Genomic DNA, 26,575 nt, shown 5'->3' on the forward strand with positions numbered 1-26,575 from the left:
GGATGATTCCCTGGCCCGCATGAGCAGCGTCCCTGTCACCACCTGGTCCCTGGAGCAGACGTCACCGGCCGACCTCCTGCCCGCCGCCGCACCGGAGGGCGACGTCCGGATCGTCCGCGCCGAGGTCCCCTCCCCCGAGTTCAGCCGCTTCCTGTACGCCTCGGTCGGCGGCGACATCCGGTGGACCGACCGGCTGGGCTGGACCTACGCCCGGTGGCAGGAGCATGTGGACCGGCCCGGCGTGGAGACGTGGGTGGCCTACGACCGGGGCACCCCGGCGGGCTACGTCGAGCTGGAGCCGCAGGACGAGGGCGTGGTCGAGATCGTCTACTTCGGCCTGATCCCCGCCTTCCGCGGCCGGCGCATCGGCGGCCATCTGCTGTCGTACGGTACGGCCCGCGCCTGGGACCTGGCCGAGCGGTGGCCGGGGCGTACGCCGACCAAGCGGGTGTGGCTGCACACGTGCAGCAAGGACGGCGAGTTCGCGATGGACAACTACCAACGGCGCGGCTTCAAGCTGTTCGACACCAAGGTGGAGCTGGAGCCGGACGTGGCGGCGCCGGGGCCGTGGCCCGGCGCATACTCCGCCTGACCTGCCAGGACAAGCCTCCCGGCGACGCATGTGAGCGACGACACCCTTGTTCCACATAGCGGGACAGGGGTGTCCGCATGATGGACGAAGCTGGACTGTGTCCAGATCGCCGTGACAGGCTTCCGTCATGTCTGGAACTGGGATTGCCTTGGTGAGTCGGCGGCACGTCGACCTCGGCCGCATGTCCAGCGCCATCTGTCCGGCGAGCTGACGCTCCAGCACCGCCGACCTCCCCGTTACCTGATTCTTCTTGCGCAATGACGCGCCTCCATGCCCACGCGCGCACGCATGCGCAGGTCAGAGCCGCTTTCCGCCTGTCCCGAAGGACGTAGAACCATGGCCGCCACCCCACAGAACCCCGCCGCCTCCGCGCCCCGCCGCAAGGTGAGTCGTCACCGCGGTGAGGGTCAGTGGGCGGCGGGCCACTTCACCCCGCTCAACGGCAACGAGCAGTTCAAGAAGGACGATGACGGTCTCAATGTGCGGACACGCATTGAGACGATCTACTCCAAGCGCGGCTTCGACTCGATCGACCCGAACGACCTGCGCGGCCGGATGCGCTGGTGGGGGCTGTACACCCAGCGCAAGCCCGGGATCGACGGCGGCAAGACCGCGATCCTGGAGCCGGAGGAGCTGGACGACACGTACTTCATGCTGCGCGTGCGGATCGACGGCGGTGCGCTCACGACGCGGCAGCTGCGGGTGATCGGCGAGATCTCGCAGGAGTTCGCGCGCGGCACCGCGGACATCACCGACCGGCAGAACGTCCAGTACCACTGGATCCGGATCGAGGACGTGCCCGAGATCTGGGACCGGCTGGAGAGCGTGGGCCTGTCCACGGTCACCGCGTGCGGTGACACCCCGCGTGTGATGATCGGCTCCCCGGTGGCGGGCATCGCCGAGGACGAGATCATCGACGCCACGCCGGCGCTGGAGGAGATGAAGCGCCGCGTCCTGAACAACAAGGCGTACTCGAACCTCCCCCGCAAGTTCAAGACGGCCATCTCGGGTTCGCCGCTGCTGGACGTCGTGCACGAGATCAACGACGTCGCGTTCGTCGGCGTCCGGCACCCGGAGCACGGTCCCGGCTTCGACGTGTGGGTGGGTGGCGGCCTGTCCACCAACCCCAAGCTGGGCGTCCGGCTCGGCACCTGGGTGCCGATCGACGAGGTCCCGGACGTCTACGAGGGCGTCATCTCGATCTTCCGTGACTACGGCTACCGCCGGCTGCGCAACCGGGCCCGGCTGAAGTTCCTCGTCGCCGACTGGGGCGCGGAGAAGTTCCGTCAGGTGCTCGAGGACGAGTACCTGAAGCGCAAGCTGGTCGACGGGCCGGCCCCCGAGCAGCCGGTCCAGCAGTGGCGCGACCACATCGGTGTGCACCGGCAGAAGGACGGCCGGTTCTACGTCGGGTTCGCCCCGCGGGTCGGCCGGGTCGACGGCGCCACGCTGACGAAGATCGCCGACCTCGCGGAGGCGCACGGCTCGGGCCGCGTCCGCACCACCGTCGAACAGAAGATGATCGTCCTCGATGTCGAGGAGGGGCAGGTCGACTCGCTGGTCGAGGGCCTGGAGGCGCTGGACCTCACCGCCCGCCCGTCCTCCTTCCGGCGCGGCACCATGGCCTGCACCGGCATCGAGTTCTGCAAGCTCGCCATCGTGGAGACCAAGCAGCGCGGTTCGCAGCTGATCGACGAACTCGAGCGCCGGCTGCCGGACTTCGACGAGCCGATCACCATCAACCTCAACGGCTGCCCGAACGCCTGTGCCCGTATCCAGGTCGCGGACATCGGTCTCAAGGGCCAGCTGGTCCTGGACAAGGACGGCAACCAGGTCGAGGGCTACCAGGTGCACCTGGGCGGCGCGCTCGGCCTGGAGGCGGGCTTCGGCCGCAAGGTGCGCGGTCTGAAGGTCACCTCGGAGGAGCTGCCCGACTACGTCGAGCGGGTACTGAAGCGGTTCCGGGCGGAGCGCGAGGACGGCGAGCGGTTCGCCACCTGGGCCGCGCGCGCCAGCGAGGAGGCGCTCTCGTGAGTGAGCGTGCCGCGCCCTTCTACTGCCCCTACTGCGGGGACGAGGACCTGCGTCCGAACGAGGAGGGCCACGGCGCCTGGGAATGCGGGGCGTGCAACCGCGCATTCCGGCTGAAGTTCCTCGGGCTGCTGGCCCGGGGCCTTCAGCGGGCCGACAACGGAGGGGACGACCGGATATGACGACGGCTCAGGAACAGCGTACGACCGAGGAGTTGAAGGCACTCGCCGAGCAGGCGGGCCGCGATCTGGAGGACGCCTCCGCGCTGGAGATCCTCCAATGGGCGGTGGACACCTTCGGCGAGAAGTTCTGTGTCACCTCCTCCATGGAGGACGCCGTGGTCGCCCATCTCGCCTCCCGCGTGCTCAAGGGCGTCGACGTGGTCTTCCTGGACACCGGCTACCACTTCCCGGAGACCATCGGCACCCGGGACGCGGTCGAGGCCGTGATGGACGTCAACGTCATCACCCTGACGCCGAAGCAGACGGTCGCCGAGCAGGACGCCGAGTACGGGCCGAAGCTGCACGACCGCGACCCCGACCTGTGCTGCAAGCTGCGCAAGGTCCAGCCCCTGGAAGAGGGCCTGAAGGGCTACCGGGCGTGGGCGACGGGCCTGCGCCGCGACGAGTCCCCGACCCGGGCGAACACCCCGGTCGTCGGCTGGGACGAGAAGCGGCAGAAGGTCAAGGTCTCCCCGATCGCCCGCTGGACCCAGGACGACGTGGACGCGTACGTCGCCGAACACGGCGTGCTCACCAACCCGTTGCTGATGGACGGGTACGCCTCCATCGGCTGCGCCCCGTGCACCCGGAGGGTCCTGGAGGGCGAGGACGCGCGCGCCGGCCGCTGGGCGGGCCGCGCCAAGACCGAGTGCGGGCTGCACGGATGACGAACGACTCGATTCAGGAGAACCACGTGACGACCGGAGCCACCGTCTGGCTCACGGGTCTGCCGAGCGCCGGCAAGACCACGATCGCGTACGAGCTGGCCGGCCGGCTGCGCGCCGAGGGCCACCGTGTCGAGGTGCTCGACGGCGACGAGATCCGCGAGTTCATCTCGGCGGGCCTCGGCTTTTCCCGCGAGGACCGGCACACCAACGTGCAGCGCATCGGCTTCGTCGCCGAACTGCTCGCCCGCAACGGCGTGAAGGCGCTGGTGCCTGTGATCGCGCCGTACACGGACAGCCGGGACGCGGTGCGCAAGCGGCACGAGGAGAACGGGACGCCGTACCTGGAGATCCATGTGGCGACCCCGGTCGAGGTGTGCAGCGAACGCGATGTGAAGGGCCTGTACGCCAAGCAGGCCGCGGGCGAGCTGTCCGGGCTCACCGGGGTCGACGACCCGTACGAGGAGCCGGAGACGCCCGACCTGCGGATCGAGTCGCAGCACCAGACCGTGCGGGAGTCCGCCTCGTCCGTGCACGCACTGCTGAGCGAGAAGGGACTGCTGTGAGCGACGCACGCGCGGCCGCTCGGCCGCAGACGACGACGATGGCCGCGCATCTGCGCCGTGCGGGCGGAGAAGCGAGCGAAAGGGGCGCAGCATGACCACGATCGCCAAGGTCGAGGAAGGCACCGAGAGCCCGTACGCGCTCTCGCACCTGGACGCGCTGGAGTCCGAGGCGGTGCACATCTTCCGCGAGGTGGCGGGCGAGTTCGAGAACCCGGTGATCCTGTTCTCCGGTGGCAAGGACTCCATCGTCATGCTGCACCTCGCGCTGAAGGCGTTCGCGCCGGCCGCGATCCCCTTCTCCCTGCTCCATGTGGACACGGGACACAACTTCCCCGAGGTTCTGGAGTACCGGGACCGTGTGGTGGCCGCACATGGGCTGCGCCTCCATGTGGCCTCCGTCCAGGACTACATCGACCGCGGTGTGCTGAAGGAACGTCCCGACGGCACCCGCAATCCGCTGCAGACGCTCCCGCTGACGGAGAAGATCCAGAGCGAGAAGTTCGACGCCGTCTTCGGCGGCGGGCGCCGCGACGAGGAGAAGGCCCGCGCCAAGGAACGCGTCTTCTCCCTGCGCGACGAGTTCTCCCAGTGGGACCCGCGCCGCCAGCGCCCCGAGCTGTGGAACCTGTACAACGGCCGCCACGCCCCCGGCGAGCACGTCCGCGTCTTCCCGCTGTCCAACTGGACCGAGCTGGACGTCTGGCAGTACATCGCCCGCGAGGACATCGAGCTGCCGGAGATCTACTTCGCGCACGAGCGTGAGGTGTTCCAGCGCGGCGGCATGTGGCTGACGGCGGGCGAGTGGGGCGGGCCGAAGGACGGCGAGACCGTCGAGAAGCGGCTGGTCCGGTACCGGACCGTCGGTGACATGTCCTGCACGGGCGCGGTCGACTCCGACGCCACCACGCTGGACGCCGTGATCGCCGAGATCGCCGCCTCCCGGCTGACCGAGCGCGGCGCGACCCGGGCCGACGACAAGCTCTCCGAGGCCGCGATGGAAGACCGCAAGCGCGAGGGGTACTTCTAAGCATGAGCACGACCACGACCGAGGCACTCTCGGCCACCACCCTGCTGCGGTTCGCCACCGCGGGCTCCGTCGACGACGGCAAGTCCACCCTCGTCGGGCGGTTGCTGCACGACTCCAAGTCGGTCCTCGTCGACCAGCTGGAGGCCGTGGAGCGGGCGTCGGCGAGCCGGGGTCAGGACGCCCCGGACCTCGCGCTGCTCACCGACGGCCTGCGTGCCGAGCGCGAGCAGGGCATCACCATCGACGTGGCCTACCGCTACTTCGCGACGCCCCGGCGCCGGTTCATCCTGGCCGACACACCGGGTCACGTGCAGTACACCCGGAACATGGTGACGGGCGCGTCCACGGCCGAGCTGACGGTGGTCCTGGTCGACGCCCGCAACGGCGTGGTCGAGCAGACCCGCCGGCACGCGGCCATCGCCGCCCTGCTGCGCGTGCCCCACGTCGTCCTCGCCGTCAACAAGATGGACCTCGTCGGGTACGAGGAGCAGGTGTTCGCCGCGATCGCCGAGGAGTTCACGGCGTACGCGACCGACCTGGGCGTCCCCGAGGTCACCGCGATCCCGATCTCGGCGCTGGCCGGTGACAACGTGGTGGAGCCGTCCGCGAACATGGACTGGTACGGCGGCCCGACCGTGCTGGAGCACCTGGAGACCGTGCCGGTCAGCCACGACCTGGCGCACTGCCACGCCCGGTTGCCCGTGCAGTACGTGATCCGGCCCCAGACCGCCGAGCACCCGGACTACCGGGGGTACGCGGGCCAGATCGCGGCCGGTACCTTCCGGGTCGGCGAGGATGTCACGGTCCTGCCCTCCGGCCGGACGACGCGGATCTCCGGTATCGACCTGCTCGGCGAGCCGGTCGACGTGGCGTGGACGACGCAGTCGGTGACGGTCCTGCTGGAGGACGACATCGACGTCTCCCGCGGCGACCTGATCGTGCCGACGAAGGACGCCCCGGCCACCACGCAGGACGTGGAGGCGACCGTCTGCCACGTCGCCGACGCCCCGCTCACCGTCGACCACCGGGTGCTGCTCAAGCACGGCACCCGCACGGTCAAGGCGATCGTCAAGGACATCCCGTCCCGGCTCACGCTCGACGACCTGTCCCTGCACCCGCACCCGGGTCAGCTCGTCGCCAACGACATCGGCCGGGTGAAGATCCGTACCGCCGAGCCGCTGCCGGTCGACGCCTACGCAGACTCGCGGCGCACGGGCTCGTTCATCCTGATCGACCCGAACGACGGCACCACGCTCACCGCGGGCATGGTCGGCGAGTCGTTCGCGTCCCCCGAGCCCGTCAAGGACGAGGCCGAGGACGACGGGTGGGACTTCTGAACATGCACTCCACCGACTACTACTCCACGTTCGCGAAGGAGGGCGGCCGCGTCGGCAGCGGCGCCCTCGGCAGCGGGCAGGGCGGAGTGGCGCGATGTGTGCGCTGACGTACGCGCACCGCTTGCGCGCCCTGTCCCCCCACCCGACGTCCCGGAAGCGACGAAGACCCCTTGCCGAACTCCCGGCCACGACCTGAGAGACCGTGACCGCCGGGCCAACGAGAGGAACACCTCCCGTGCCTGCCAAGCTGCCTCCTTCTCGACTTCGCCGCGGCATAGCCGCGATCGCCGCTCTCCCTCTGCTCACTCTGGCCGCCTGCGGTTACGGGTCCGAGTCCAAGGACGACAACACCACCAAGGTCGCCGCCGGGGCCAAGAAGATCGACGGGCTCGACTCCGTCAAGATCGGGTACTTCGGCAACCTGACCCACGCCACCGCGCTGGTCGGCAACCAGAAGGGCTTCTTCCAGAAGGAGCTGGGCGCCACCAAGGCCTCGTACGCGACCTTCAACGCCGGCCCGTCCGAGATCGAGGCGATCAACTCCGGCTCCATCGACATCGGCTGGATCGGCCCCTCCCCCGCGATCAACGGCTACACCAAGTCCGACGGCAAGAGCCTGAAGATCATCGGTGGTTCGGCGTCGGGCGGGGTGAAGCTCGTGGTGAACCCGGACAAGATCAAGTCCCTGAAGGACGTCAAGGGCAAGAAGATCGCCACCCCCCAGCTGGGCAACACGCAGGACGTGGCGTTCCTCAACTGGATCGCCGACCAGGGCTGGAAGGTCGACGCGCAGAGCGGCAAGGGTGACGTGACGGTCGTCCGCACCGACAACAAGATCACCCCGGACGCCTACAAGTCCGGTTCCATCGACGGTGCCTGGTTGCCGGAGCCGACCGCGTCCAAGCTGGTCGCCGAGGGCGGCAAGGTGCTGCTGGACGAGTCGACGCTGTGGCCGGACAAGAAGTTCGTGATCACGAACATCATCGTGCGGCAGGACTTCCTCAGGGAGCACCCGAAGGCGGTCGAGGCCGTGCTGAAGGCCTCGGTCGAGACCAACAAGTGGATCAACGCCCACCCGGACGAGGCGAAGGCCGCCGCGAACAAGCAGTTGGAGTCGGACTCCGGGAAGGCACTGCCGGCCGGCGTCCTGGACCCGGCGTGGAAGTCGGTCCAGTTCACCGACGACCCGCTGGCGTCCACCCTCAGCACCGAGGCGGAGCACGCGGTCAAGGCCGGCCTGCTGGACAAGCCGAACCTGAAGGGGATCTACGACCTCACGATCCTCAACAAGGTCCTCAAGGCCGAGGGCGAGAGCACGGTCGGCGACGCCGGACTCGGCAGCAGCTGACACACGTTCCGATGACTTCCCAGGAGGTGACGACCATGGCCACGACTCTCGCCAAGGCCGCCGAGGCGGTCGAGTACGCGGCACGCCTCGAGCATGTCTCGAAGTCCTTCGCGACGCCGGGCGGGCAGCAGCTCGTCCTGGACGACATCAGCATCGATGTCGCACCGGGTGAGTTCGTCACCCTCCTGGGAGCCTCGGGGTGCGGCAAGTCCACGCTGCTGAACCTGGTGGCGGGCCTCGACCGGCCGACCGCCGGCTCCATCGCCACGGACGGCCGCCCGGCGCTGATGTTCCAGGAGCACGCCCTCTTCCCGTGGCTGACCGCGGGCAAGAACATCGAACTCGCCCTGAAGCTCAGGGGAGTTCCCAAGCCCGTGCGGCGCAGTAAGGCCGAGGAGCTGCTCGAACTCGTCCGGCTGAAGGGCGCGTACGGCAAGCGGGTCCACGAGCTGTCGGGCGGTATGCGGCAGCGCGTGGCGATGGCCCGCGCGCTGGCGCAGGAGAGCCAGATCCTGCTGATGGACGAGCCGTTCGCGGCCCTGGACGCCATCACGCGGGACGTGCTGCACGACGAACTGACCCGCATCTGGGCGGAGACGGGCGTGTCGGTGCTGTTCGTCACGCACAACGTGCGCGAGGCGGTACGGCTCGCGCAGCGGGTCGTCCTGCTGTCCTCCCGTCCTGGCCGGATCGCGCGCGAGTGGACGGTCGACATCCCGCAGCCGCGCCGCATCGAGGACGCGCCCGTGGCCGAACTGTCCCTTGAGATCACCGAGGTACTGCGTGGGGAGATCCGCCGTCATGGCCAGCACTGAGAGGACACCGGTCCTGGACGCCGGGAGCGTCGAGGCGGGCCTGGACGCACTGGAGACCACGGCCACCGGCCGGCCGACCCTCCGGCAGACCTTCGTCAACAAGATCCTGCCGCCGATCATCGCGATCGCGGTGGTCCTGGTGATCTGGTCCCTCCTCTACCCGGTCGTCGACGATCCGACCAAACTGCCCTCGCCGGCGGCGGTGGGCAACGCGTTCCAGGACGCCTGGCTGCAGGGCAATCTGGTCGGCTACATCTGGACCAGCGTCTCGCGCGGCCTGCTGGGCTTCTTCTTCGCGCTGGTCATCGGCACCCCGCTGGGTCTGCTGGTGGCCCGCGTGAAGTTCGTGCGCGCGGCCATCGGCCCGATCCTGTCCGGCCTCCAGTCGCTGCCGTCGGTGGCGTGGGTGCCGCCCGCCGTGATCTGGCTGGGCCTGGACAACTCGATGATGTACGCGGTGATCCTGCTCGGCGCGGTCCCCTCCATCGCCAACGGCCTGGTGTCCGGTGTCGACCAGGTGCCGCCGCTGTTCCTGCGCGCCGGCCGCACGATGGGCGCGACGGGCGTCAAGGGCGTCTGGCACGTCACCCTGCCCGCTGCGCTGCCCGGTTACGTGGCGGGGCTCAAGCAGGGCTGGGCGTTCTCGTGGCGCTCACTGATGGCCGCGGAGATCATCGCCCAGTTCCCCGACCTGGGCGTGGGCCTCGGCCAGCTGCTGGAGAACGCCCGCACCGCCAGCGACATGGCCATGGTGTTCGAGGCCATCCTGCTCATCCTGTTCGTGGGTATCGCCATCGACCTGCTGATCTTCAGCCCGCTGGAGCGGTGGGTGCTGCGCAGCCGCGGCCTGATGGTGAAGAGCTGACCTCCATGCAGAGCAAGCCGGTCCGCCCCGTCCTCGTGGTCATCGCCCACGGCAGCCGCGACCCGCGGCACGCCGCGACCGTGCACGCCCTCGTGGAGCGGGTACGGTCGCTGCGGCCGGGGCTGCGCGTGGAGACCGGCTTCCTGGACTTCAACGTCCCGTCGGTGCACGGGGTGCTGGAGTCGCTGGCGGCGGAGGGCGTGCGGGACGTCGTCGCGCTGCCGCTGCTGCTGACGCGCGCGTTCCACGCCAAGGCCGACATCCCGGCCGTGCTGCGGGAGGCCCCGGCGCGGCTGCGGATCCGGCAGGCGGACGTCCTCGGCCCGTCCCCGCTGCTGGTGGCGGCGCTCGAGCGGCGCCTGTACGAGGCGGGGCTGGCACCCGCCGACAAGTCCTCGACCGGGGTCGTCCTGGCCTCGGCGGGGTCCACCGACCCGGAGGCGATCGCAGTGATCGCGGACATCGCGCGGGAGTGGTGGCACACCGGTTGGTGCGCCGTGCGGCCTGCGTTCGCCTCCGCCGGCTCTCCCGCGGGGTTCCCCCGCACCGAGGACGCCGTACGCGAGCTGCGTGCCCTCGGCTGCGAGCGGGTCGCCGTCGCGCCCTACGTCCTGGCCCCCGGCTTCCTGCCGGACCGCATCGCCCGGGGCGCGGCCGAGGCGGACCTGCTGGCGGACGTGCTGGGCCCGGCACCGGAGGTGGCGCGGGTGCTGCTGGAACGCTACGACGCCGCCGGCCAGCCGGCCCTCGCGGCACTCGGCGCCTGACGACGGCTGTCCCGCCCGGTCAGGCTCGGGCCGGTCACAGGCCGAGGGCGTAGGTGAGCTGCTGGGTGAAGGTGAGGCTGCCGGTGCCGGCCGCCGCCCTGATGGCGACGTTCTCCAGGGCGGAACGGATCCGGCCGCGGTTGGGCGGCAGGCCGTCCTCGGCGGACAGCGCCAGCTCGCGCTGGATGATCTCGCCCTGGCCGACGAGTTCCGGGTACTCGGCGTTCAGCGTCTCGGTGAGCCGGTCGGCGACGTCCATCAGGGTCTCCAGGTCCAGTTCGCCGTTGCCCAGGCCGGCCCGGCCGTGATCGCCGTAGCCGGCCGGTCCGTTGACGTTGCCGTAGTGGTACGTGCTCATGTGCTGTCCTCGCTTCTGGTCCTCGGGGCGCTGGGGGCCCTGAGCAGCCTTCGGGGTCGGGTGGGTGCGGCTTCGGTGCGGGCGGGGCCGGGACCGCTGACGTTACCGATGTCGGCGGTGCCCGTACGGACGCCCGGTACGGCCTTGTCGCAGGGGTGACGGTGGGACGGACCCTGGTCGGCGCTCTTTCGTGGTGCCGCCGCGCCATGGGCGGCCGGGTCGGCGCCAAGTGGGCCGAAAATAGCCACCCATCCGGGTGATCGGTGCGCGTTGACCGGGCGTCGGATGCCGCCGAGGAGGTGGGCGGTGCGCCCGTATGAGGCCATGGCCTGCCCGTCTCCCTCATCCGTCCGCCTGCGGCCGTTCCGCGCTTCAGCCTAGGAACAGGGTGCGGGATTTTTCGCGGAGTTCGGCGAGCCGGGCCATCAGAGGGCCGGTACGTGGTAACGGCCACCGCGGTCCGGCGTTCCCCTGTGACGTCGGATCGCGGTGGCTCTTCGTTCTGCGCCGGTGCTGGCCCACGTGTCACACGTGCGGTGAGGCCTCCGCGCCCGAGGGACGGTTATCGGCCACTGCGCCCTTCGGATCAGTCGAAGCGGAGGCCGCCGGTGCGGGTGCGCTTGAGTTCGAAGAAGTCGGGGTGCCTGGCCAGCACCCGTACATGGTCGAAGAGTTTTGCCGCCTCGGCGCCGCGCGGAACGGCACGCAACACCGGTCCGAACCACACCGTGCCGTCGATGTGGAGGGTGGGTGTGCCCACGTAGCCGCCCGTCTCCGGCTCGGCCCAGGCCGCGTGGCTGCGGCGCACCGCCTCGTCGTGGGCGGGGTCCTGGGCGGCGCCCGCCAGGTCCGCGGACAGGCCCAGCTCGGCCAGTGCCTCGGTGACCACCAGGTCGAAGTCCTCGATCCCGTCCGCGTGGATCCGGGTCCCGAACGCGGTGTACAGGTCGCGCAGCACCTTTTCGCCGTGCCGTTCCGCGGCGGCCACGGCGACCCGCACCGGCCCGATCGAGCGGTCCACCAGATCCCGGTACCAGTCCGGGAGTTCGTTGCCGATGTTGTGCAGGTACAGGCTCATCGCGTGGAACCGCAGGTCCAGCGGGCGCAGCCGCTCGACCTCCAGCAGCCACCGGGAGGTGATCCAGGCGAAGGGGCAGGCCGGGTCGAAGGCGAAGTCGACCCGGATCGGGGCGGGACGGGTGGAGGTGTGGGTGGGGCTGTGAGTGGTGGGGTGCGTCATGGTGGCGACGCTAGGGCGCGGACGGCCCAGAGTCCCGGCCCATTTTCCGCACCTCTTCTTGGCCCATCGGGGGTGCCGCTTGCGCTCATCGACCGGTGTGCGCGGCCCCGATCTCCGTCTCGCGCAGGCGGTCCGGCTCCGCCACCACGTCGATCCGGGTGATCCGGCCGTCCGCGCCGAAGGTGAAGGCCAGGACCAGTCGCGGGCGTCCGTACGGCGCCATGACCAGGCCGATCCGGCCGTCGAGCAGGGCGGGCCCGGTGAACCGGGCGCGGGCCATGGCGGCCATGGCCCCGCGGGCGACGGGCTCGGCCCCCTGGATGGTGATCGGTTCGGGCGTGGGCACGACCCGCGCGTCGGCGTGCAGCACCACGTCCGGGTCGAGCAGGGCGACCAGGGCCGTGAAGTCGCCGCCGCGGGTCGCGGCCAGGAACGCCTCGACGGCCTCGCGGCGGCGCCCGGCGTCGGCGGCGGGCGCGGGCGGGCGGCCCTGGACCCGGCGCCGGGCACGGCTGGCCAGTTGCCGGGTGGCGGCCGGGGTCTTCCCGAGCAGCGGGGCGATCTCGTCGAAGGGCACCGCGAACATGTCGTGCAGCACGAAGGCGACCCGCTCGGCCGGGCCCAGGGTGTCGAGGACGACCAGCAGCGCGACACCGACCTCGTCGGCCAGCAGGGCCTCGCGTGCGGGGTCGCCGGCCCCCAGGGCCGCGGACCCGGGCTCGTACGCGCCGCGGTAGGCGCTGTCGTACGCGGTGTCGTAGGCGCTGTCGCGGGCGTCGAGGAACTCCTCGCGCCGGTTGCGGCGGGCCCGCAGCAGGTTCAGGCAGACCCGGGTGACCACGGTGGTCAGCCAGCCGGTGAGGTTCTCGACCGCCTCGATGTCGGCCTGCCGAGCCCGCAGCCAGGCCTCCTGCAGGGCGTCGTCGGCCTCGGCGGCGGAGCCGAGCAGCCGGTACGCCACGGCCGCGAGGTGCGGCCGGTCCGTCTCGAACCGCGCGGCCAGCCGCTGCCCGGCATCCCCCGTGAAGTCGTCCACCGTTCCCCCGTGTCCCGTTCGTACCCGCATCGGCCGCGCGCGTCCCGCACCCGGCCGTGGGACACGAAACGCCAAACCGGCCGGAAGATCAACCGCCGTGCGCGGCGGCCTTGTCGGCCAGGGCGACCAGCTCGGCGACCGGCAGGGATCCGGCCACACGGCGCTCGCGCGCGAACGCGTTGGCGAGGTGCTGCAGCAGCTCGTTCAGCGGGGTGGGGATGCCGTGCTGCCGACCGAGGAGGACGATCTCCCCGTTGAGGTAGTCCGCCTCGATGGTGCCGGTGCCCCGGACGAGGGACTGCCAGGAGGAACCGCCGCCGCGCGGGGCCCCGGGCAGCGGGACGAGGGTGACCTTGTCGCCGCGTGCCGCGCGCTGTTCCTCCGCGCCCGCGTAGGCGATGCCGGCGGCGTCGAGCACGGCCTCCCCTTCGGCGCGCACCCGCGCGTACAGCGCCTGGGCCTCCTCGCCGGTCATGGGCCCGCTCACCGCTTCGAGGGCGTTGCCGAGGTTCCCGAGCAGTTTGGCGTACTGCCAGCGGGCCACGTCCGGCACGACCGGCGCCTCGAAGTGGGCGTCGGCCAGGTCGGCGGCGATCCGGTGGGCGGTGTCGTCGGTGCCGTGCGGGATGCGGCCCAGGTGCAGGATGCCGGTGAGCGGGGCGCCGGCGGCGGAGACGACGCCGGGCTCCACGAAGGTCGACGGCAGCCAGACGCAGACGCCGTACACGTGCCGGAAGCGGCGCAGTGCGAGCCGTCCGCTCTCGACGCCGTTCTGCAGGCACACCAGCGGCAGGCGCTCGGCCGCCGTGCCGCCGCCCGCGACGGGCAGGCCGGCCCAGGTGTCCAGGGCGGCCACGGTGTCCTGGGTCTTGACCGCCAGGACGAGGACGTCGTCGGCGCGCAGCTCGCCGAGCGGGCCGGGTCCGTCGACGGCGGGCAGCCGGTACCTCGACTCGCCCTCCGGCACCCGCAGTCGCAGCCCGTGCTCGGCCAGTGCCGCCAGGTGCCGGCCGCGTGCCACGAGGACGACCTCTCGGCCGGCCTGGGCCAGGCGCCCGCCGACGGTCCCGCCGACCGCTCCCGCCCCGATGATGATGTAGCGCATGGGACAGAGCCTCGCACACCGCACCTCGGCGCCCGCGGGTTGACCCTGCCCCTGGGGCAAGGCCGACGGTCGGCCCCATGGACTTCTACGCGACGCACACGCCGTACAGCGACCCGGGAGACCTGGATGCCGGCGGCCTGCCCCGGGATCCGGCGGAACTCGCCCAGGTGGTCAGGGGGTTGATCTTCCATCGGGGGGAGGGGACGCGGCTGGGCCACGAGGTGCCCGAGGAGCGGCTCCGGCACGACCCCGAGGCGCGCTACGCCTCCCGGATCCTGCGGATCCTGCGCGAGCGCTCGGGCAGACCGCTCACCGAACCACGGCCCTACGACGAGCGGTTCGTGGGGACGTGCCGGGACTTCGCGCTGCTGCACGTGTCCTTGCTGCGCGCGACCGGCACGCCGGCCCGGGTCCGCGGCGGCTTCGCCGACTACTTCGTCGCCGGCTTCCACGAGGACCACTGGATCACCGAGTACCGTCTGCCGGACGGGAGTTGGCGGCTTGTCGATCCCCAGGTCCTGGACCCGTCGTACGCGCTGGACTTCGATCCGCTGGACGTGCCGCGGGACCGGTTCGTCGTGGCGGGCGAGGCGTGGCGGGCGGTGCGCGCGGGTGCGGCCGACCCGCTTGCCTTCGGGCTCTCGTGGGACGAGAGGCTGCGGGGCGCGTGGTTCGTACGGGGCAGCCTGGTCCTCGATCTGGCCTGCCGCAACGGCGTCGAGACACTGCCCTGGGACGGCTGGGCGCCGCTGGCCGGGTTCGAGGACAACGCGGCGCTCGGCGCGGCCGACCTCGCGCTGCTCGACGAGGTCGCCGCCGCTCAGGCCCCGGCGGACGTGCGGCGGCTGGCCGCCCACCCGCGCCTGGCCCCGCCCCGCGAGATCCTCTCGCACACCGCCGGCTTCGGCCTGCGCACCGTCACGCTCCCGGAGCCGTCAACTCGACCAGCTTGAGCACGGTGTTCCAGTTCCGGCTCGTGGCGATCAGGCCTGCGGTGGTCCGCGGACGGGCCAACGCCTCGGCGAGCTTGGAGCGGCCGAGGCCGTCCGGGGCGTACAGGTAGAGGCAGCGGTCGCCGAGCCGGAACTCCTCGGGGAGATAGGCGGCCGGGTCGATCTCCGCGTACCGGTCCTGACTGACGGGCGCGGAGAAGTAGGTGACGTGCAACTGCTTGGGCTGCAGGTCGGCGGCCGGGAAGGGACAGGCCTCGGCGACCGCCTTCAGATAGGCGTGGTCGCGCACGAGCACGTCGACCGGGAAGCCGAAGCGCTCCTCGATCGCGCGGGCCAGCTCGGCGGCCAGGGACTCCTCGTCGCCGCGGTCGGCGGTGAAGACGGCCTGGCCGCTCTGCAGATGGGTGCGGACGCCGGTGTGGCCGAGTCCGGTGACGAGTGTGCGCAGTTCGGCCATGGGGAGCTTCTTGCTGCCGCCGACGTTGATTCCGCGCAGCAGCGCCGCATAGGTCGTCATCCGGCCACCATAGAGCGGCCGTCGTGCCCCATGGGGGCGGGCACGGCGGCCGGTCCCGGCGACGCCGCCTTGCGCGAAACTCTGGCCGATCAGCGGGGTGCGGATCAACTCCTCCACGCAGCTTTGACTTCTTCGACGCGGTTTCGCCATCACGAAGTGGAGCTCTGTCGGCGGATCGGACACGGGCATCCCTGAGGGCCCGTCCCCGAGAAGCACCGATAGATGTAAGGGCCCGCCGTCCTCCCCAGCGGTGAGCCGTGACCACCCCGGTTCATCGGCCGGCACGACGAGACGCGTTCGGCCGGCCCATACCGTCGAAGCGGAGCAAGCGCAGTCGTGGCGGCAGGGGGCCGTCACCGCACTACGAGGGGGCATACCCGATCATGGGGAACACACAGGTGCGGGGGCTGGCCGCCCGCGCCGGCGGCTGGAGCGCCCGGCACCGCTGGGCGGCCGTCGGCATATGGGTGCTGTTCGTCGTCCTGGCGATGGGGCTGGGCTCGGCGGCGGGCCGGGTCGACGTGGCCGAGAGCGACCAGCTCAAGGGCGAGACCCACACCGCGGCACGGATCATCGACGACGCGGGGATCGAGGAGCCGGCCGGGGAGACCGTCCTGATCCAGTCGAAGGACGGCGCCGTCAAGGCCACGAGCGGCGCGTTCCGGGCCGCCGTCGCCGATGTCGTCCGGGCCGTCGACGGCACCGGGAAGGTCACCGACGTGACCTCCCCGTACGACACGCACACCATCTCCCGGGACGGCCGCAGCGCGTTGGTGCAGTTCGACCTGCGCGGCGACGCCGAGACGGCCGCCGACCGGATCGAGCCGGTGCTGAACGCGGTCGCCGGTGTACAGAAGGAGCACGGCTCGCTGCGGATCGAGGAGATCGGCGGCGCCAGCATGCAGAAGCAGTACAAGGACGCCTTCGGCGACGACTTCCAGAAGGCCGAGTACTCGGCCGTGCCGGTGGCCCTCGGCATCCTGCTGATCGCCTTCGGGGCGCTGGTGGCCGCGCTGCTGCCGGTGGCCCTCGCGATCACCGCGATCATGGCGACGATGGGCCTGATGGGCCTCGTCAGCCATCTGCAGCCGATGAGCGACACCGCCAACTCGGTGATGCTGCTGGTCGGTATGGCCGTCGGCGTCGACTACTGCCTGTTCTACCTGCGCCGCGAGCGTGAGGAGCGGGCCGCCGGACGGGACGCGGGCACCGCGCTCAGGATCGCCGCCGCCACCAGTGGCCGGGCGATCGTCGTCTCCGGCGTCACCGTGTGCGTGGCGATGGCGGGCATGCTGTTCACCGGGCTCGCCGAGTTCGAGGCGATGGGCCTGGCCTCGCTGATGGTGGTGGCGGTCGCCATGGTCGGGTCGGTGACGGTGCTGCCCGCGCTGCTGTCGCTGCTCGGCGAGCGGGTCGACAAGGGCCGGATCCCGTTCCTGCGACGGCGCCGGCAGCACGGCACCGACGACGGGAGCCGGTTCTGGACGGCCGTGCTGCGCGGCGTGCTGGCCAAGCCGCTGGTCTCGGTCGTCGTCGCGGCCGGCGCGCTGCTGGCGGTCGCCGCGCCCGCGCTCGGCATGAAGACCCAGCAGCTCACCCTGGACCAGGAGTTCGGCGACTCGCTGCCGATGGTGCAGACCTACAACCGCGTCAACGACGCCTTCCCGGGCGGCAGCGAGCCGGCCCAGGTCGTCGTCAAGGCCAAGGACATCAACGCTGCCGAGGTGCGCCGGGCGCTGGCCGACTTCAAGCAGGAGGCGATCGCCTCGGGCGCCTCCCGGGGCCCGGTCGACATCAAGCTGCACGACGCGCAGAACGTGGCGCTGGTGTCCGTGCCGCTGGTCGGCGGCAGCGACATGGACAAGGCGACGGAGAGCCTCGAGAAGCTGCGCGACGAGGTGCGGCCCGCCACGCTGGGCAAGGTCGCCGGTGTGCAGGCGCCGGTCACCGGACAGGTCGCGGGCAACCACGACTTCAACGACCAGCTGATGGGCTCGGTCGTGCCGGTCTTCGCGTTCGTGGTCGTCTTCGCCTTCCTGCTGATGCTGCTGTCGTTCCGCTCGCTGACCATCGCGATCACGTCGATCGTGCTCAACCTGCTGTCGGTGGCCGCCGCCTACGGCATCCTCGTCGCCGTCTTCCAGCACGGCTGGGGTGCCTCGCTGGTGGGCGCGGAGGGCGTCGGCGCGATCGTGACCTGGCTGCCGCTGTTCCTGTTCGTGATCCTGTTCGGACTGTCCATGGACTACCACGTGTTCGTGGTCTCCCGGATCCGCGAGGCCCGGGTGCGCGGCCGTGACACCAAGGACGCGATCCGGCACGGCGTGGTCACCACGGCCGGTGTCGTGACCAGTGCCGCGGTCATCATGGTCGCCGTGTTCGCGATCTTCGGCACGCTGTCCATGCAGTCCATGAAGCAGATGGGTGTGGGCCTGGCAGCGGCCGTCCTCATCGACGCGACGGTCATCCGCGGGGTGCTGCTGCCGGCGGTGATGGCGCTGCTCGGCGAGCGCAACTGGTACCTGCCCAGGTGGCTGCACCGGCTGCCGGACCTCACCCACGACGAGGCGCCCGAGGCGATCGCTCGCCCCGTGCGGGAGGAGGGCGAGCGGGTGACGGTCTGATTCCGCCCGTCGACACGGGGTCCGTCGGTTCTCCCGGGAACCGACGGACCCCGTTCCGTGCTCTGACCATGCGGACCGGGTACGTCAGTCGTCACGGGGGAGGACATCACATGGACAGGCGGAGTCTGCTGAAGGGCGCGCTGGCCGTGCCGGCGGCCGGGCTGCTGACCGCGGCGCCCGCGTCGGCGAGCGCGGCGGGGCCCGCGCCGTTCAACGTGCTCATCGGGGACGTCACCTCAGGGAGGATCTACCTCTTCGACCGCAACAGGCCCTTCACCGACGCCCACATCAAGTGGCAGCTGAACCCGGTGGGTTCGGGCCATCCGATGGAGCACAGGTTCCGCGACACCGACAGTGACGGGCAGATCCTGCTCGCGGTCACCGGCACCCCGAGCAGCGGGACGGCGAGCATCTACCGGCGCCGGGACAAGAAGCTGCTGTGGTCCGCGAACGTCCCCAACTACCCGCACGCCATCGAGCGTGCCCAGGGCACCGGTGTGGTCGTGGTCGCGGGCCGCAGCAAGGGATCGGGCGGCGGCACCGCCAAGGGCGGCAGCCTGCACGTGTTCCGGCCCACCGGCGGTGCCGGCGGCTCGCTGGTACGGGCCGGTGCGCCGGTCCCGTTCTTCCAGGCGCACGGGCTGCTGTGGGACCCGCAGCTGGAGCGGATGTGGGCAGCGGGCGGCTCGGTGCTGACGGCGTACCGGATCGTGACCACCCGGAACTCGGCCAAGCTGGTGGAGGACACCGGACGCCGGCTCACCGGGTTCCACCACCCGCACGATCTGCAGCCGGACCACCAGCGCCCCGGCCGGCTGCTGGTCACCGACACCAACGGCGTGTACGCCGTCGACAAGTCGACCATGAAGCGGACCACCCTGCACTCCCGCAAGCTGGTGAAGTCGTACGTGCGGCACTCCTCCGGCGAGCAGATGTGGACCGGCGCGGTGCCGGGCGGCAATGCCTTCGGGACCAAGTACGTCCACTTCGACGTGAGCGGCGTGGCCAGGGCCCGGGCGGGCGCGGTCATCTACAAGGCGCGGCTCGACACGACGGCGTACCTCTGACCGCCGCCGGTCCTCAGCGGGCTCCGGGCAGTTCGGCCTCGATGAGGTCCGCCGCCCGCCGGGTGCCGCCCTCCCGGGCCATCTCCGCCTGGACGTCCTTCAGGCGGCGGGCGACCTCGGGGTCGTCCACCAGGGCGAGGGCGGCCTCACGGAGGCGGTCGGCGGTGGCCTCCTCGGTGGTCAGCTGCCGGGCGACGCCGTGCGCCTGGAGCATGCCGGCGTTGCCGAACTGGTCGACGGCCTGCGGTACGGCGATCATCGGCGTGGCGGTGGCCAGCCCCTCCTGGCTGCCGCCGGCACCCGCGTGCGTGACGAACAGGTCGGCCTGCCGCAGGACCGCCAACTGCGGTACCCAGTCGCGTACTTCGACGTTGGCCGGCACGTTCCCCAGTTCGGCGGGGTCCACATGCCTGCCGATCTGGAGGACCAGGTGCCAGCCGGGCAGGCCCCCGAAGGCGCGCACGCACGCGCGGTAGAAGGCGGGCTGCTTGGTGTAGGCCGAGCCGAGGGACACCAGGACGACCTTCTCCGCGCCGGGGGGCCGCTGCCACTCGCCCTGCTCGGCCCGGTCGCCCTGGCAGGCGCCGACGAAGGTGTGGACCCGCTCGTCGACCCGGTCGGCGTGCGGCTGGAGTGCCCTGGGGATGAGCACCAGCGAGCGCGCCGGGCGGCCGACGAACGGGTCCGGGTGCTCGGTGATCCCGTTCTCCGCCAGCCACGCCTCGAACCGGGCGTAGTAGGCCTGCCCGCGCGCGGTCTTCCTGGGCTCGGCCCACATCGGCTCGGCGACCTCCTCCTCGTAGCCCTCCCAGGCGACGAGGTTCGGGGACAGGGAGATCGCCGGGACGCCCCAGCGGTGGGCGAGGACGCGGGCCGGGTAGGAGGCGATGTCGTGCAGGACGAGGTCGGGCTCGTCACCGGCGTAGGCCTCGATCAGCTGTGGGAGCGCCTGGATCGCGTCGTCCAGGAACGGTTCCACGTTGTCGAGCAAGGTGCTCCCCCAGGCCTCGGGATCGGCGTCGGGACCGGGCAGCGTGGAGATGTAGGGCACCGGCCGGGCCCCGGTGGCGGCCACCGTGTCGGCGAACGTGGGTGGGATGGCGTAGCTGACCCGGTGTCCCCGGGCGACGAGTTCGCGGATCACCTCGAGACCGGGGTTCACATGGCCGTGGGCGGCGATGGAGAACATGGCGATGTGCGCGGGAGTGGTCATGCAGCCGAGACTAGACGAGACGATACGTCTCGTCTAATTCTTTTGCGGTGCGCAGGATCAGCGCTGGTAGCGGGCCAGCACCAGGTTGCCGGCCTTCTCCAGGCGCTCGCGCAGCTCGTCCAGGCCGATCGCGCCGCTGTAGTACGCCTGGTAGGCCGGGGTGGCCACCTTGTCCTTCCATTCCGGGTAGCCGCGGACGGACTGCGCGGGCGCGGGGCGGAGCCGGGCCGCGAGGGCGGTGCCGGTGGCCCAGCCGTTCTCCGTGGTGTGCAGGGCGGGGTCCTTCAGCGCCTGCGTGCCGGTGGGTAGCATCCAGTCGCCGAGCGCGAGGCGGACCATTTTCTTCGGCCGCAGCAGGAAGTCGATGAACGCGGCGGCCTCCTTCTTGTGCGGACAGTCGGCGGAGACGGAGAGGGTCTGCGGGCTGACGCCCTGGGTGAGCCCGTCGACACCCGCCGGGGCGGGCAGCACCTCCCAGCGGAAGCCCTTGGGGGCCTGCTGGACGATCTGCTGGCGGTAGGAGAAGCCCAGCGGGACCATCGCGTACCGGCCGCCGAAGAAGCCGGGCAGCGTGTCCGAGCCGCCGCTGCCGAGCGTCGAGGCGGGGGCGCTGTGGTCGACGGCGACCTGGTCGTGGACGGTGCGGGGCACGACCGCGTCCCCGGCGGTGAAGCGCACCGAGACCTTGCCGTCCGCGCCCCGCTGGAAGAGCCGGCCGCCCGCCGACAGGGACAGGTTGAGCGTGGCGGAGACCGGCTCCTTGAGCGGCCAGGCCACGCCGTACTTCCCGGGCCCGCTGAGCCTCTTGGTGACCTGCCGGAACTCCGCCCAGCTCCAGGGCGCTCCGGGCGTCGGTATGCGCACCTTCGCCGCGCGCAGCCGGGTGGCGTCGGCGATCAGCACCCGGGGTTCCTGGAGGAACGGCACGCCGTAGATGCCGTGCCCGAAGGTGGCCGTGTCCCAGCTGCTCTGCGGGATGTCGGACCTGAGCCGGGCGGGCAGCAGGCCCCTCAGGTCGGCGAGGTAGCCGCCGTAGGCGAAGTCGGCGAGGTCGTCGGAGGCGTCGTGGATGACGTCCGGGGCCTCGCCGCCCTCGAAGGAGGTGAGCAGCTGGTCGTGCACGCTGTCCCAACTGCCCTGGACGTACTCGACCCTGATGTCGGGGTGGGTCGCGTTCCACTCCTTCACCAGGTCCTTGTTGGCGGTGACGGATTCCTGCTGCCAGGCCAGGGACTGGAAGCGCAGGGTGATCGGGCCGCCGTCCGTGCGACCTCCCGAGGAGCAGCCCGCGAGGAGGAGCAGGAGCACGACGAGTGCCGTGGCGGTTCTGGTCCGCATCAGCTCTTCACCGCCCCGGCGAGCAGGCCGCTCGTGATCCGCCGCTGGACGAGCGCGAAGACGGCCACGGAGGGCAGTGTGGCCAGGAACGCGGCCGCGGCCAGCGGACCGAGGTCGGCCACGCCCTCCGCGCCGATGAAGTGGGTGAGGACCACCGGGAGGGTCTGTTTCCCGGGGCTCTTGAGCAGCACCAGCGCGAAGAAGAACTCGTTCCACGCGCTGACGAACGCGAACAGCGCCGTCGCCGCGATCCCCGGCGCGAGGAGCGGCGCCGTCACCGACACCAGGGTCCGCAGGCGCCCCGCCCCGTCGACGGCCGCCGCCTCCTCCAGTTCGGCGGGCACCGCCCGGACGTGGCCGGCGAGCATCCACAGCGCGAACGGCAGCGCCCACACCACGTAGACCAGCACCAGTCCGGTCAGGGAGTCGATCAGCCGCAGGTTCTTCAGCACCAGGAACAGCGGGATGATCACGAGCACGAAGGGGAACGCCTGGCTGACCACCACCCACCCCGTGGCGGCCCGGGCCGACCGGGTGCGATGGCGGCCCATGACGTACGCCATCGGGGTCGCGACGAGTACGGCGACCACGGCGGTGCCGAGCGCCACCAGCAGGGAGTTGAGGGCGGCGTGCGCCAGCGGCTGTTCGGCGAAGGCCTGCCGGACGTTGGCCAGGGTGGGGTGACGGGGGATCCAGGTGGGGTGGAGACTGCCCAGCTCGCGTGGGGATTTGAGGGCGGTGGACAGCAGCCACAGGAACGGGAAGGCCAGGAAGACGAGGTAGGCGAGCAGGGCGGCGTACTGGCCGGCGCGTGCCGCGGGGCGGGTCCTCATGCGTTCTCGCCTCCCCGCAGCCGCCCGGCCAGGAACACCGCGAGCAGGATCGAGATCACCGCGACCATCACGCATCCCATCGCCGCCGCGTAGCCGAACTGGCCGTAGCGGAAGGCCTCTTCGTAGGCGAACAGCATGGGCAGCCGGGTCTTGCCGCCGGGCCCGCCGCTCGTGAGCACGTACACCAGAGCGAAGGAGTTGACGTTCCAGATCAGGTTGAGCGCGGTGATGGCGAGGGCGACCGGTCTGAGGGCGGGCCAGGTGACCGTGCGGAAGCGGCGCCAGGCGCCCGCGCCGTCCACGGCAGCCGCCTCGTGCAGTTCCCGTGGAGTGTTCTGCAGTCCGGCGAGCAGGGCGACCGTCGTCTGCGGCATGCCCGCCCAGACGCCGACGACGATCACGGCGGGCAGCGCGGTGGCCAGGCCGCTCAGCCAGTCCCGGCCGTCCCCGAGACCGAGGTCGCGCAGGGTCTCGTTGAGCACCCCCGCGTCCGGGTTGTAGACGAGGCGCCACATGATGCCGACGACGACCTCGGGCATGGCCCACGGGACGATCGCGAGGGCGCGGGCCGGCCAACGCAGGCGTAGGTCCTGGTTGAGCAGGAGGGCGAGGCCGAGCGCCAGCAGGAACTGGGGCACGGTGACGCCGACCGCCCAGACGAGTCCGATCCGGAACGACTCCCAGAAGAGGGTGTCCTGCAGCAGGTCCCGGAAGTTGAGGGCGCCGATCCACCGGGTGGCCGCGGTACGGCCGGACTGGGCATCGGTGAACGCCAGCAGGATGCCGTACAGCAGCGGGCCCACGCTCAGCACGAGGATGGGGATCAGGGCGGGCAGGACCAGGAACCAGACGCCGCGCTCGCGACCGGTGGCGCGAGTGGCCGTCCGCCGCGCTTCGGCCACTGATGTCATGGAATCAGCCCCTTTGCCTGCTCCGGTTGGCGTGTTCATGGTCGTGAAGGCATGCAGCCTCGTCAAGGGACCGCGCACATCGTCCGACCTGTGCGAATGCGAGACTGGCCGAAGACTGCACACGCACGGCACGGCACGACGGTCACAACGGCACGGAGGCGGACGATGGACGAGGCACGGGCGCGGGACGTACTGACCGCGGCGGCGGTGCTGCCGGGCCCGGCCGCGGACGCGCGGCTCCTCGCCCTCGGCGAGAACGCGGTGTTCGCCGCCGGTGACCTGGTGGTGAAGGTGGGCCGTGACGCCGAGCTGCTGGAGCGGGCCCGGCGTGAGCTGGACATCGCCGGCTGGCTGGCCGAGGCGGGCGTGCCGGCGGTGCGGGCGGCGGAGCCGAAGCCGCGGCTGGTGGAGGGGCATCCGGTGACCGTGTGGCACCGGCTGCCCGATCCGGTGCGGCCGGCCGAACCGCGGGATCTGGCGCGGTTGCTGCGGATCGTGCACGCACTGCCCTCTCCCCCTTTCGTGTTGCCGCGCCGCCGGTTGCTGGGCGGTGTGGAGCGCTGGCTGCGACTCGCGGGCGACGCGATCGACCCGGCGGACGCGGTCTTCCTGCGGGAGCGCCGGGACGGCTTCGCGGCGGCCGCGGCCGCGCTGACGCCGCGTCTGGCGCCGGGGCCGATCCATGGCGACGCGCTGCCCCGCAATGTGCACATCGGTCCGGACGGGCCGGTCCTGGTCGACCTGGAGACCTTCTCCGCCGACCTGCGCGAGCACGACCTGGTGGTCATGGCCCTCTCCCGCGACCGGTACGGGTTGCCGGCCGAGGCCTACGACTCGTTCACCGAGGCGTACGGGTGGGACGTGCGGGAGTGGGAGGGCTGTTCGGTACTGCGGGGCGCCCGGGAGACGGCCAGCTGTGCGTGGGTGGCCCAGCACGCGCCGTCCAACCCCAAGGCGCTGGCCGAGTTCCGGCGACGGGTGGCGTCGCTGCGGGACGGGGACGAGACGGTGCGCTGGTATCCGTTCTGAGCCGGTACCGCCCGGCTCAGACCCGCTCGTCTGCCGGCTGCCGCAGTGGCCACGTCCCGTCCACCACGGCCCCCGCGTCTCCCTTCCGGCGCAGGAAACTCTGGAAGTCCGCCGCCCACTCCGCGTACCACTGGATCTGGCGCTGGTGCAGTTCCGCGGCGCCGAGTGCGGCGATCTTCGGGTGGCGGTCGGCTATCGCCGAGGCCAGGCGGGCCGCGGCGAGGGCGTCCGCCGAGGCGTTGTGGGCCGCGTCGAGGACTATGCCGTACTCGGCACAGACCGCTTCCAGGTTCCGCTTGCCGCGGCGGTAGCGGTCGACCCAGCGGTCGATGGTGTAGGGGTCGACGACCGGGGCGGGGGCGCCGCCGAGCCGGTCGGAGAGGGACGGCAGGGCGTACCGTCGCAGTTCCGCGGAGAGCAGGGTGAGGTCGAAGGCCGCGTTGTAGGCGACGACCGGGACGCCCGTCTTCCAGTAGGCGACCAGGACGTCCGCGATGGCGTCGGCGACCTGGTCGGCGGGGTGGCCCTCGGCCGCCGCGCGTTCATTGCTGATGCCGTGCACCGCGACCGCGTCGGCCGGGATCTCCACGCCCGGATCGGCCAGCCATTCCCGGCGTCCCATGGGCTCACCGGCCCTGACCTCGATCACCGCGCCCGTGACGATGCGCGCCTCGCGCGGATCGGTCCCGGTCGTCTCCAGGTCGAAGCCGATCAGCAGCTCCCGGTGCCAGCCCATGGCGGCCCCCCTTCTTCGTGGTGCTTTCCCCCAGTGGCCTCCACCATCGCACGCGGCACTGACAATCCGAGGACCGCGTTCCGCTTGCCCTCAGGGACAGTTCAGGACACCGGGCGCGAATCCGCCCAGGCCAGCTCGAATTCCTCGCGGTATGTAGGGAAGAGTCCGGCTTCGGTCACGTCGTCCGACTTGACCAGCCGACTGCCGTTGCGCAGCACCAGTACCGGCGACTCCATCCCCCGCGCTCCGCGCAGATAGGACTGCACCACGGCGATGCCGTCGGCGCCGTCGCCGTCCACCAGGTAGGCGGTGAAGCGGGGCGTCTCGTCGTACACCTGGATCTCGAAGGCGCCCGGGTCGCGCAGCCGGGACCGCACCCGGCGCATGTGCAGGATGTTCATCTCGACGGAGCGGCTGAGTTCGCCCCGTTTCATCCCGAGTTCGCGCTCGCGGCGCTTGACCGAGCTGGAGGCCGGGTTGAGGAAGAGCAGCCGCACCCGGCAGCCGGACTCGGCGAGCCGGACCAGCCGGCGCCCGGAGAAGTTCTGCACCAGCAGGTTGAGGCCGATGCCGATGGCGTCGAGGCGGCGGGCGCCGCCGAAGATGTCCTCGGCCGGGAACTGGCGCATGAGCCGCACCCGGTCGGAGTGGACGGCGACGACGTCGGCGTACCGGTCACCGACCAGGTCCTCGACCGCGTCCACGGGCAGCCGGCGCGCCGAGGGCACGTCACCGCCCGCGCCGAGCATCTCCAGCAGCCGCGCCGAGGCCCGCTCGGCCTGGCTCAGCACCGCCTCGGACAGGGCGCGGTTGCGGGAGACGACGTTACGGGTCACCTCCAGCTCGTCCAGAGCGAGTTCGAGGTCCCGGCGCTCGTCGAAGTACGGCTCGAAGCACGGCCAGTGCTGCACCACCAGCTCGCGCAGCTGGGGCAGCGTGAGGAAGCTGAGCACGTTGTCGTCGGCGGGGTCGAGCAAGTAGCCCTTGCGCCGGCTGACTTCGCGGACGGCGACCGCGCGCTGCACCCACTCCTGCCCGGCCGGGCCGGCCGCGGCCACCACCCATTCGTCGCCGTGGACGGGTTCGTAGATGGGCCGCAGCACGGCGGCCACGACCGCGCGCAGCCGCTGCTCGACGAGGTTCAGCCAGATGTAGGCCCGGCCGGCCCGCTGGGCGCGGGTACGCACCTCGCGCCAGGCGTCGGCGTCCCAGTCCAGCTCCGGCCCGATGGACCCCGCGTCCATCGGCCGGGCCAGGGACACCGCGCCGGGCGGGACGTCTGTGGAGTTCCCCTCGTGACCCTCGTCACCAGGGGGCAGCTCCAGCCCTCCCGAGCCCACCCGCGCACCGCCTTCCGCCACCCCGGGCCTCTCCCGTCTCA

The 26,575-nt window shown here is 71.6% G+C and carries 26 protein-coding genes and 1 pseudogene; 16 read left to right on the plus strand and 11 right to left on the minus strand.

What is annotated here, in order from left to right; genetic code table 11:
• Positions 1–19 precede the first annotated feature (19 nt).
• The 12 genes from ACGFRF_RS06660 (at position 20) to ACGFRF_RS06715 (ending at position 10,234) form a co-directional block, all read left to right on the plus strand.
• Positions 20–592, plus strand: coding sequence for a GNAT family N-acetyltransferase (locus ACGFRF_RS06660; protein WP_393737494.1), 573 nt, complete (start codon positions 20–22; stop codon positions 590–592).
• 127 nt (positions 593–719) lie between these two features.
• Positions 720–803, plus strand: a complete 84-nt coding sequence (locus ACGFRF_RS06665; RefSeq protein WP_309486338.1) for a putative leader peptide — start codon at positions 720–722, stop codon at positions 801–803.
• A 125-nt stretch (positions 804–928) separates the two neighbouring features.
• On the plus strand, positions 929–2,626 hold the full coding sequence (locus tag ACGFRF_RS06670; RefSeq protein WP_393737495.1) for a nitrite/sulfite reductase: 1,698 nt from the start codon (positions 929–931) through the stop codon (positions 2,624–2,626).
• A complete protein-coding gene (locus ACGFRF_RS06675; protein WP_393737496.1) occupies positions 2,623–2,805 on the plus strand; it encodes a hypothetical protein in 183 nt (60 codons plus the stop codon). The genes ACGFRF_RS06670 and ACGFRF_RS06675 overlap by 4 nt, the downstream gene beginning before the upstream one ends.
• On the plus strand, positions 2,802–3,512 hold the full coding sequence (locus tag ACGFRF_RS06680) for a phosphoadenylyl-sulfate reductase (protein ID WP_393737497.1): 711 nt from the start codon (positions 2,802–2,804) through the stop codon (positions 3,510–3,512). Before ACGFRF_RS06675 ends, ACGFRF_RS06680 begins: the two co-directional genes overlap by 4 nt.
• Positions 3,509–4,075, plus strand: coding sequence for an adenylyl-sulfate kinase (gene cysC, locus ACGFRF_RS06685; protein WP_393737498.1), 567 nt, complete (start codon positions 3,509–3,511; stop codon positions 4,073–4,075). Before ACGFRF_RS06680 ends, cysC begins: the two co-directional genes overlap by 4 nt.
• Before the next feature lie 91 nt (positions 4,076–4,166).
• Positions 4,167–5,102: a sulfate adenylyltransferase subunit CysD gene (gene cysD / locus ACGFRF_RS06690; RefSeq protein ID WP_393737499.1), complete on the plus strand. Its 936-nt coding sequence runs from the start codon at positions 4,167–4,169 to the stop codon at positions 5,100–5,102.
• 2 nt (positions 5,103–5,104) lie between these two features.
• Positions 5,105–6,439 (plus strand): sulfate adenylyltransferase subunit 1, encoded by a 1,335-nt coding sequence (locus tag ACGFRF_RS06695; protein ID WP_393737500.1) that lies wholly within the window; start codon positions 5,105–5,107, stop codon positions 6,437–6,439.
• 235 nt (positions 6,440–6,674) lie between these two features.
• Entirely contained in the window at positions 6,675–7,787 is a 1,113-nt protein-coding gene (locus ACGFRF_RS06700) for an aliphatic sulfonate ABC transporter substrate-binding protein (protein ID WP_393737501.1), read from the plus strand.
• Positions 7,788–7,798: 11 nt separating this feature from the next.
• On the plus strand, positions 7,799–8,602 hold the full coding sequence (locus ACGFRF_RS06705) for an ABC transporter ATP-binding protein (protein ID WP_393737502.1): 804 nt from the start codon (positions 7,799–7,801) through the stop codon (positions 8,600–8,602).
• Positions 8,589–9,467: an ABC transporter permease gene (locus ACGFRF_RS06710; protein ID WP_393737503.1), complete on the plus strand. Its 879-nt coding sequence runs from the start codon at positions 8,589–8,591 to the stop codon at positions 9,465–9,467. The genes ACGFRF_RS06705 and ACGFRF_RS06710 overlap by 14 nt, the downstream gene beginning before the upstream one ends.
• 5 nt (positions 9,468–9,472) lie before the next feature.
• On the plus strand, positions 9,473–10,234 hold the full coding sequence (locus ACGFRF_RS06715; protein ID WP_393737504.1) for a sirohydrochlorin chelatase: 762 nt from the start codon (positions 9,473–9,475) through the stop codon (positions 10,232–10,234).
• Between the two features lie 34 nt (positions 10,235–10,268).
• On the opposite strand, the gene ACGFRF_RS06720 is transcribed toward ACGFRF_RS06715, so the two are convergent.
• The 4 genes from ACGFRF_RS06720 to ACGFRF_RS06735 all read right to left on the minus strand — a co-directional run bounded on the left by ACGFRF_RS06720 (position 10,269) and on the right by ACGFRF_RS06735 (position 13,973).
• Positions 10,269–10,592: a hypothetical protein gene (locus ACGFRF_RS06720; RefSeq protein WP_393737505.1), complete on the minus strand. Its 324-nt coding sequence runs from the start codon at positions 10,590–10,592 to the stop codon at positions 10,269–10,271.
• A gap of 586 nt (positions 10,593–11,178) precedes the next feature.
• A complete protein-coding gene (locus ACGFRF_RS06725) occupies positions 11,179–11,832 on the minus strand; it encodes a DsbA family protein (RefSeq protein WP_393737506.1) in 654 nt (217 codons plus the stop codon).
• Between the two features lie 85 nt (positions 11,833–11,917).
• A complete protein-coding gene (locus ACGFRF_RS06730; protein WP_393737507.1) occupies positions 11,918–12,868 on the minus strand; it encodes a sigma-70 family RNA polymerase sigma factor in 951 nt (316 codons plus the stop codon).
• 88 nt (positions 12,869–12,956) lie between these two features.
• Complete coding sequence (locus ACGFRF_RS06735) at positions 12,957–13,973, minus strand: ketopantoate reductase family protein (RefSeq protein ID WP_393737508.1); 1,017 nt, start codon at positions 13,971–13,973, stop codon at positions 12,957–12,959.
• A gap of 77 nt (positions 13,974–14,050) precedes the next feature.
• Between ACGFRF_RS06735 and ACGFRF_RS06740 the strand changes: the two genes are divergently transcribed.
• Positions 14,051–14,926, plus strand: a complete 876-nt coding sequence (locus ACGFRF_RS06740) for a transglutaminase-like domain-containing protein (protein ID WP_393737509.1) — start codon at positions 14,051–14,053, stop codon at positions 14,924–14,926.
• Here the strand turns inward: ACGFRF_RS06740 and ACGFRF_RS06745 are convergent.
• Positions 14,892–15,443: a DUF1697 domain-containing protein gene (locus ACGFRF_RS06745; protein WP_393737510.1), complete on the minus strand. Its 552-nt coding sequence runs from the start codon at positions 15,441–15,443 to the stop codon at positions 14,892–14,894. The two genes, ACGFRF_RS06740 and ACGFRF_RS06745, sit on opposite strands and share 35 nt — an antisense overlap.
• A gap of 383 nt (positions 15,444–15,826) precedes the next feature.
• Between ACGFRF_RS06745 and ACGFRF_RS06750 the strand changes: the two genes are divergently transcribed.
• A complete protein-coding gene (locus ACGFRF_RS06750) occupies positions 15,827–18,067 on the plus strand; it encodes an MMPL family transporter (protein WP_393737511.1) in 2,241 nt (746 codons plus the stop codon).
• Between the two features lie 110 nt (positions 18,068–18,177).
• A complete protein-coding gene (locus ACGFRF_RS06755; RefSeq protein WP_393737512.1) occupies positions 18,178–19,134 on the plus strand; it encodes a hypothetical protein in 957 nt (318 codons plus the stop codon).
• A 13-nt stretch (positions 19,135–19,147) separates the two neighbouring features.
• On the opposite strand, the pseudogene mgt reads toward ACGFRF_RS06755, so the two are convergent.
• The 4 genes and pseudogenes from mgt to ACGFRF_RS06775 form a co-directional block, all read right to left on the minus strand.
• A pseudogene (gene mgt, locus ACGFRF_RS06760) lies at positions 19,148–20,402 on the minus strand (macrolide-inactivating glycosyltransferase).
• Positions 20,403–20,404: 2 nt separating this feature from the next.
• Positions 20,405–21,685 carry an ABC transporter substrate-binding protein gene (locus ACGFRF_RS06765; protein WP_393737513.1) on the minus strand — a complete coding sequence of 427 codons (1,281 nt, stop codon included), beginning with the start codon at positions 21,683–21,685 and terminating at the stop codon, positions 20,405–20,407.
• Positions 21,685–22,518 carry a carbohydrate ABC transporter permease gene (locus ACGFRF_RS06770; protein ID WP_393737514.1) on the minus strand — a complete coding sequence of 278 codons (834 nt, stop codon included), beginning with the start codon at positions 22,516–22,518 and terminating at the stop codon, positions 21,685–21,687. The genes ACGFRF_RS06765 and ACGFRF_RS06770 overlap by 1 nt, the downstream gene beginning before the upstream one ends.
• Positions 22,515–23,429: a carbohydrate ABC transporter permease gene (locus ACGFRF_RS06775; protein ID WP_393737515.1), complete on the minus strand. Its 915-nt coding sequence runs from the start codon at positions 23,427–23,429 to the stop codon at positions 22,515–22,517. The genes ACGFRF_RS06770 and ACGFRF_RS06775 overlap by 4 nt, the downstream gene beginning before the upstream one ends.
• Before the next feature lie 165 nt (positions 23,430–23,594).
• Between ACGFRF_RS06775 and ACGFRF_RS06780 the strand changes: the two genes are divergently transcribed.
• Positions 23,595–24,458: a phosphotransferase enzyme family protein gene (locus ACGFRF_RS06780; RefSeq protein WP_393737516.1), complete on the plus strand. Its 864-nt coding sequence runs from the start codon at positions 23,595–23,597 to the stop codon at positions 24,456–24,458.
• Positions 24,459–24,474: 16 nt separating this feature from the next.
• On the opposite strand, the gene ACGFRF_RS06785 is transcribed toward ACGFRF_RS06780, so the two are convergent.
• Positions 24,475–25,194: a 3'-5' exonuclease gene (locus tag ACGFRF_RS06785; RefSeq protein WP_393737517.1), complete on the minus strand. Its 720-nt coding sequence runs from the start codon at positions 25,192–25,194 to the stop codon at positions 24,475–24,477.
• A gap of 101 nt (positions 25,195–25,295) precedes the next feature.
• On the minus strand, positions 25,296–26,534 hold the full coding sequence (locus ACGFRF_RS06790; protein WP_393737688.1) for an SAV2148 family HEPN domain-containing protein: 1,239 nt from the start codon (positions 26,532–26,534) through the stop codon (positions 25,296–25,298).
• Between the last annotated feature and the right edge of the window lie 41 nt (positions 26,535–26,575).

It is taken from the genome of Streptomyces sp. NPDC048521, assembly GCF_043199855.1.
Lineage (GTDB): Bacteria > Actinomycetota > Actinomycetes > Streptomycetales > Streptomycetaceae > Streptomyces.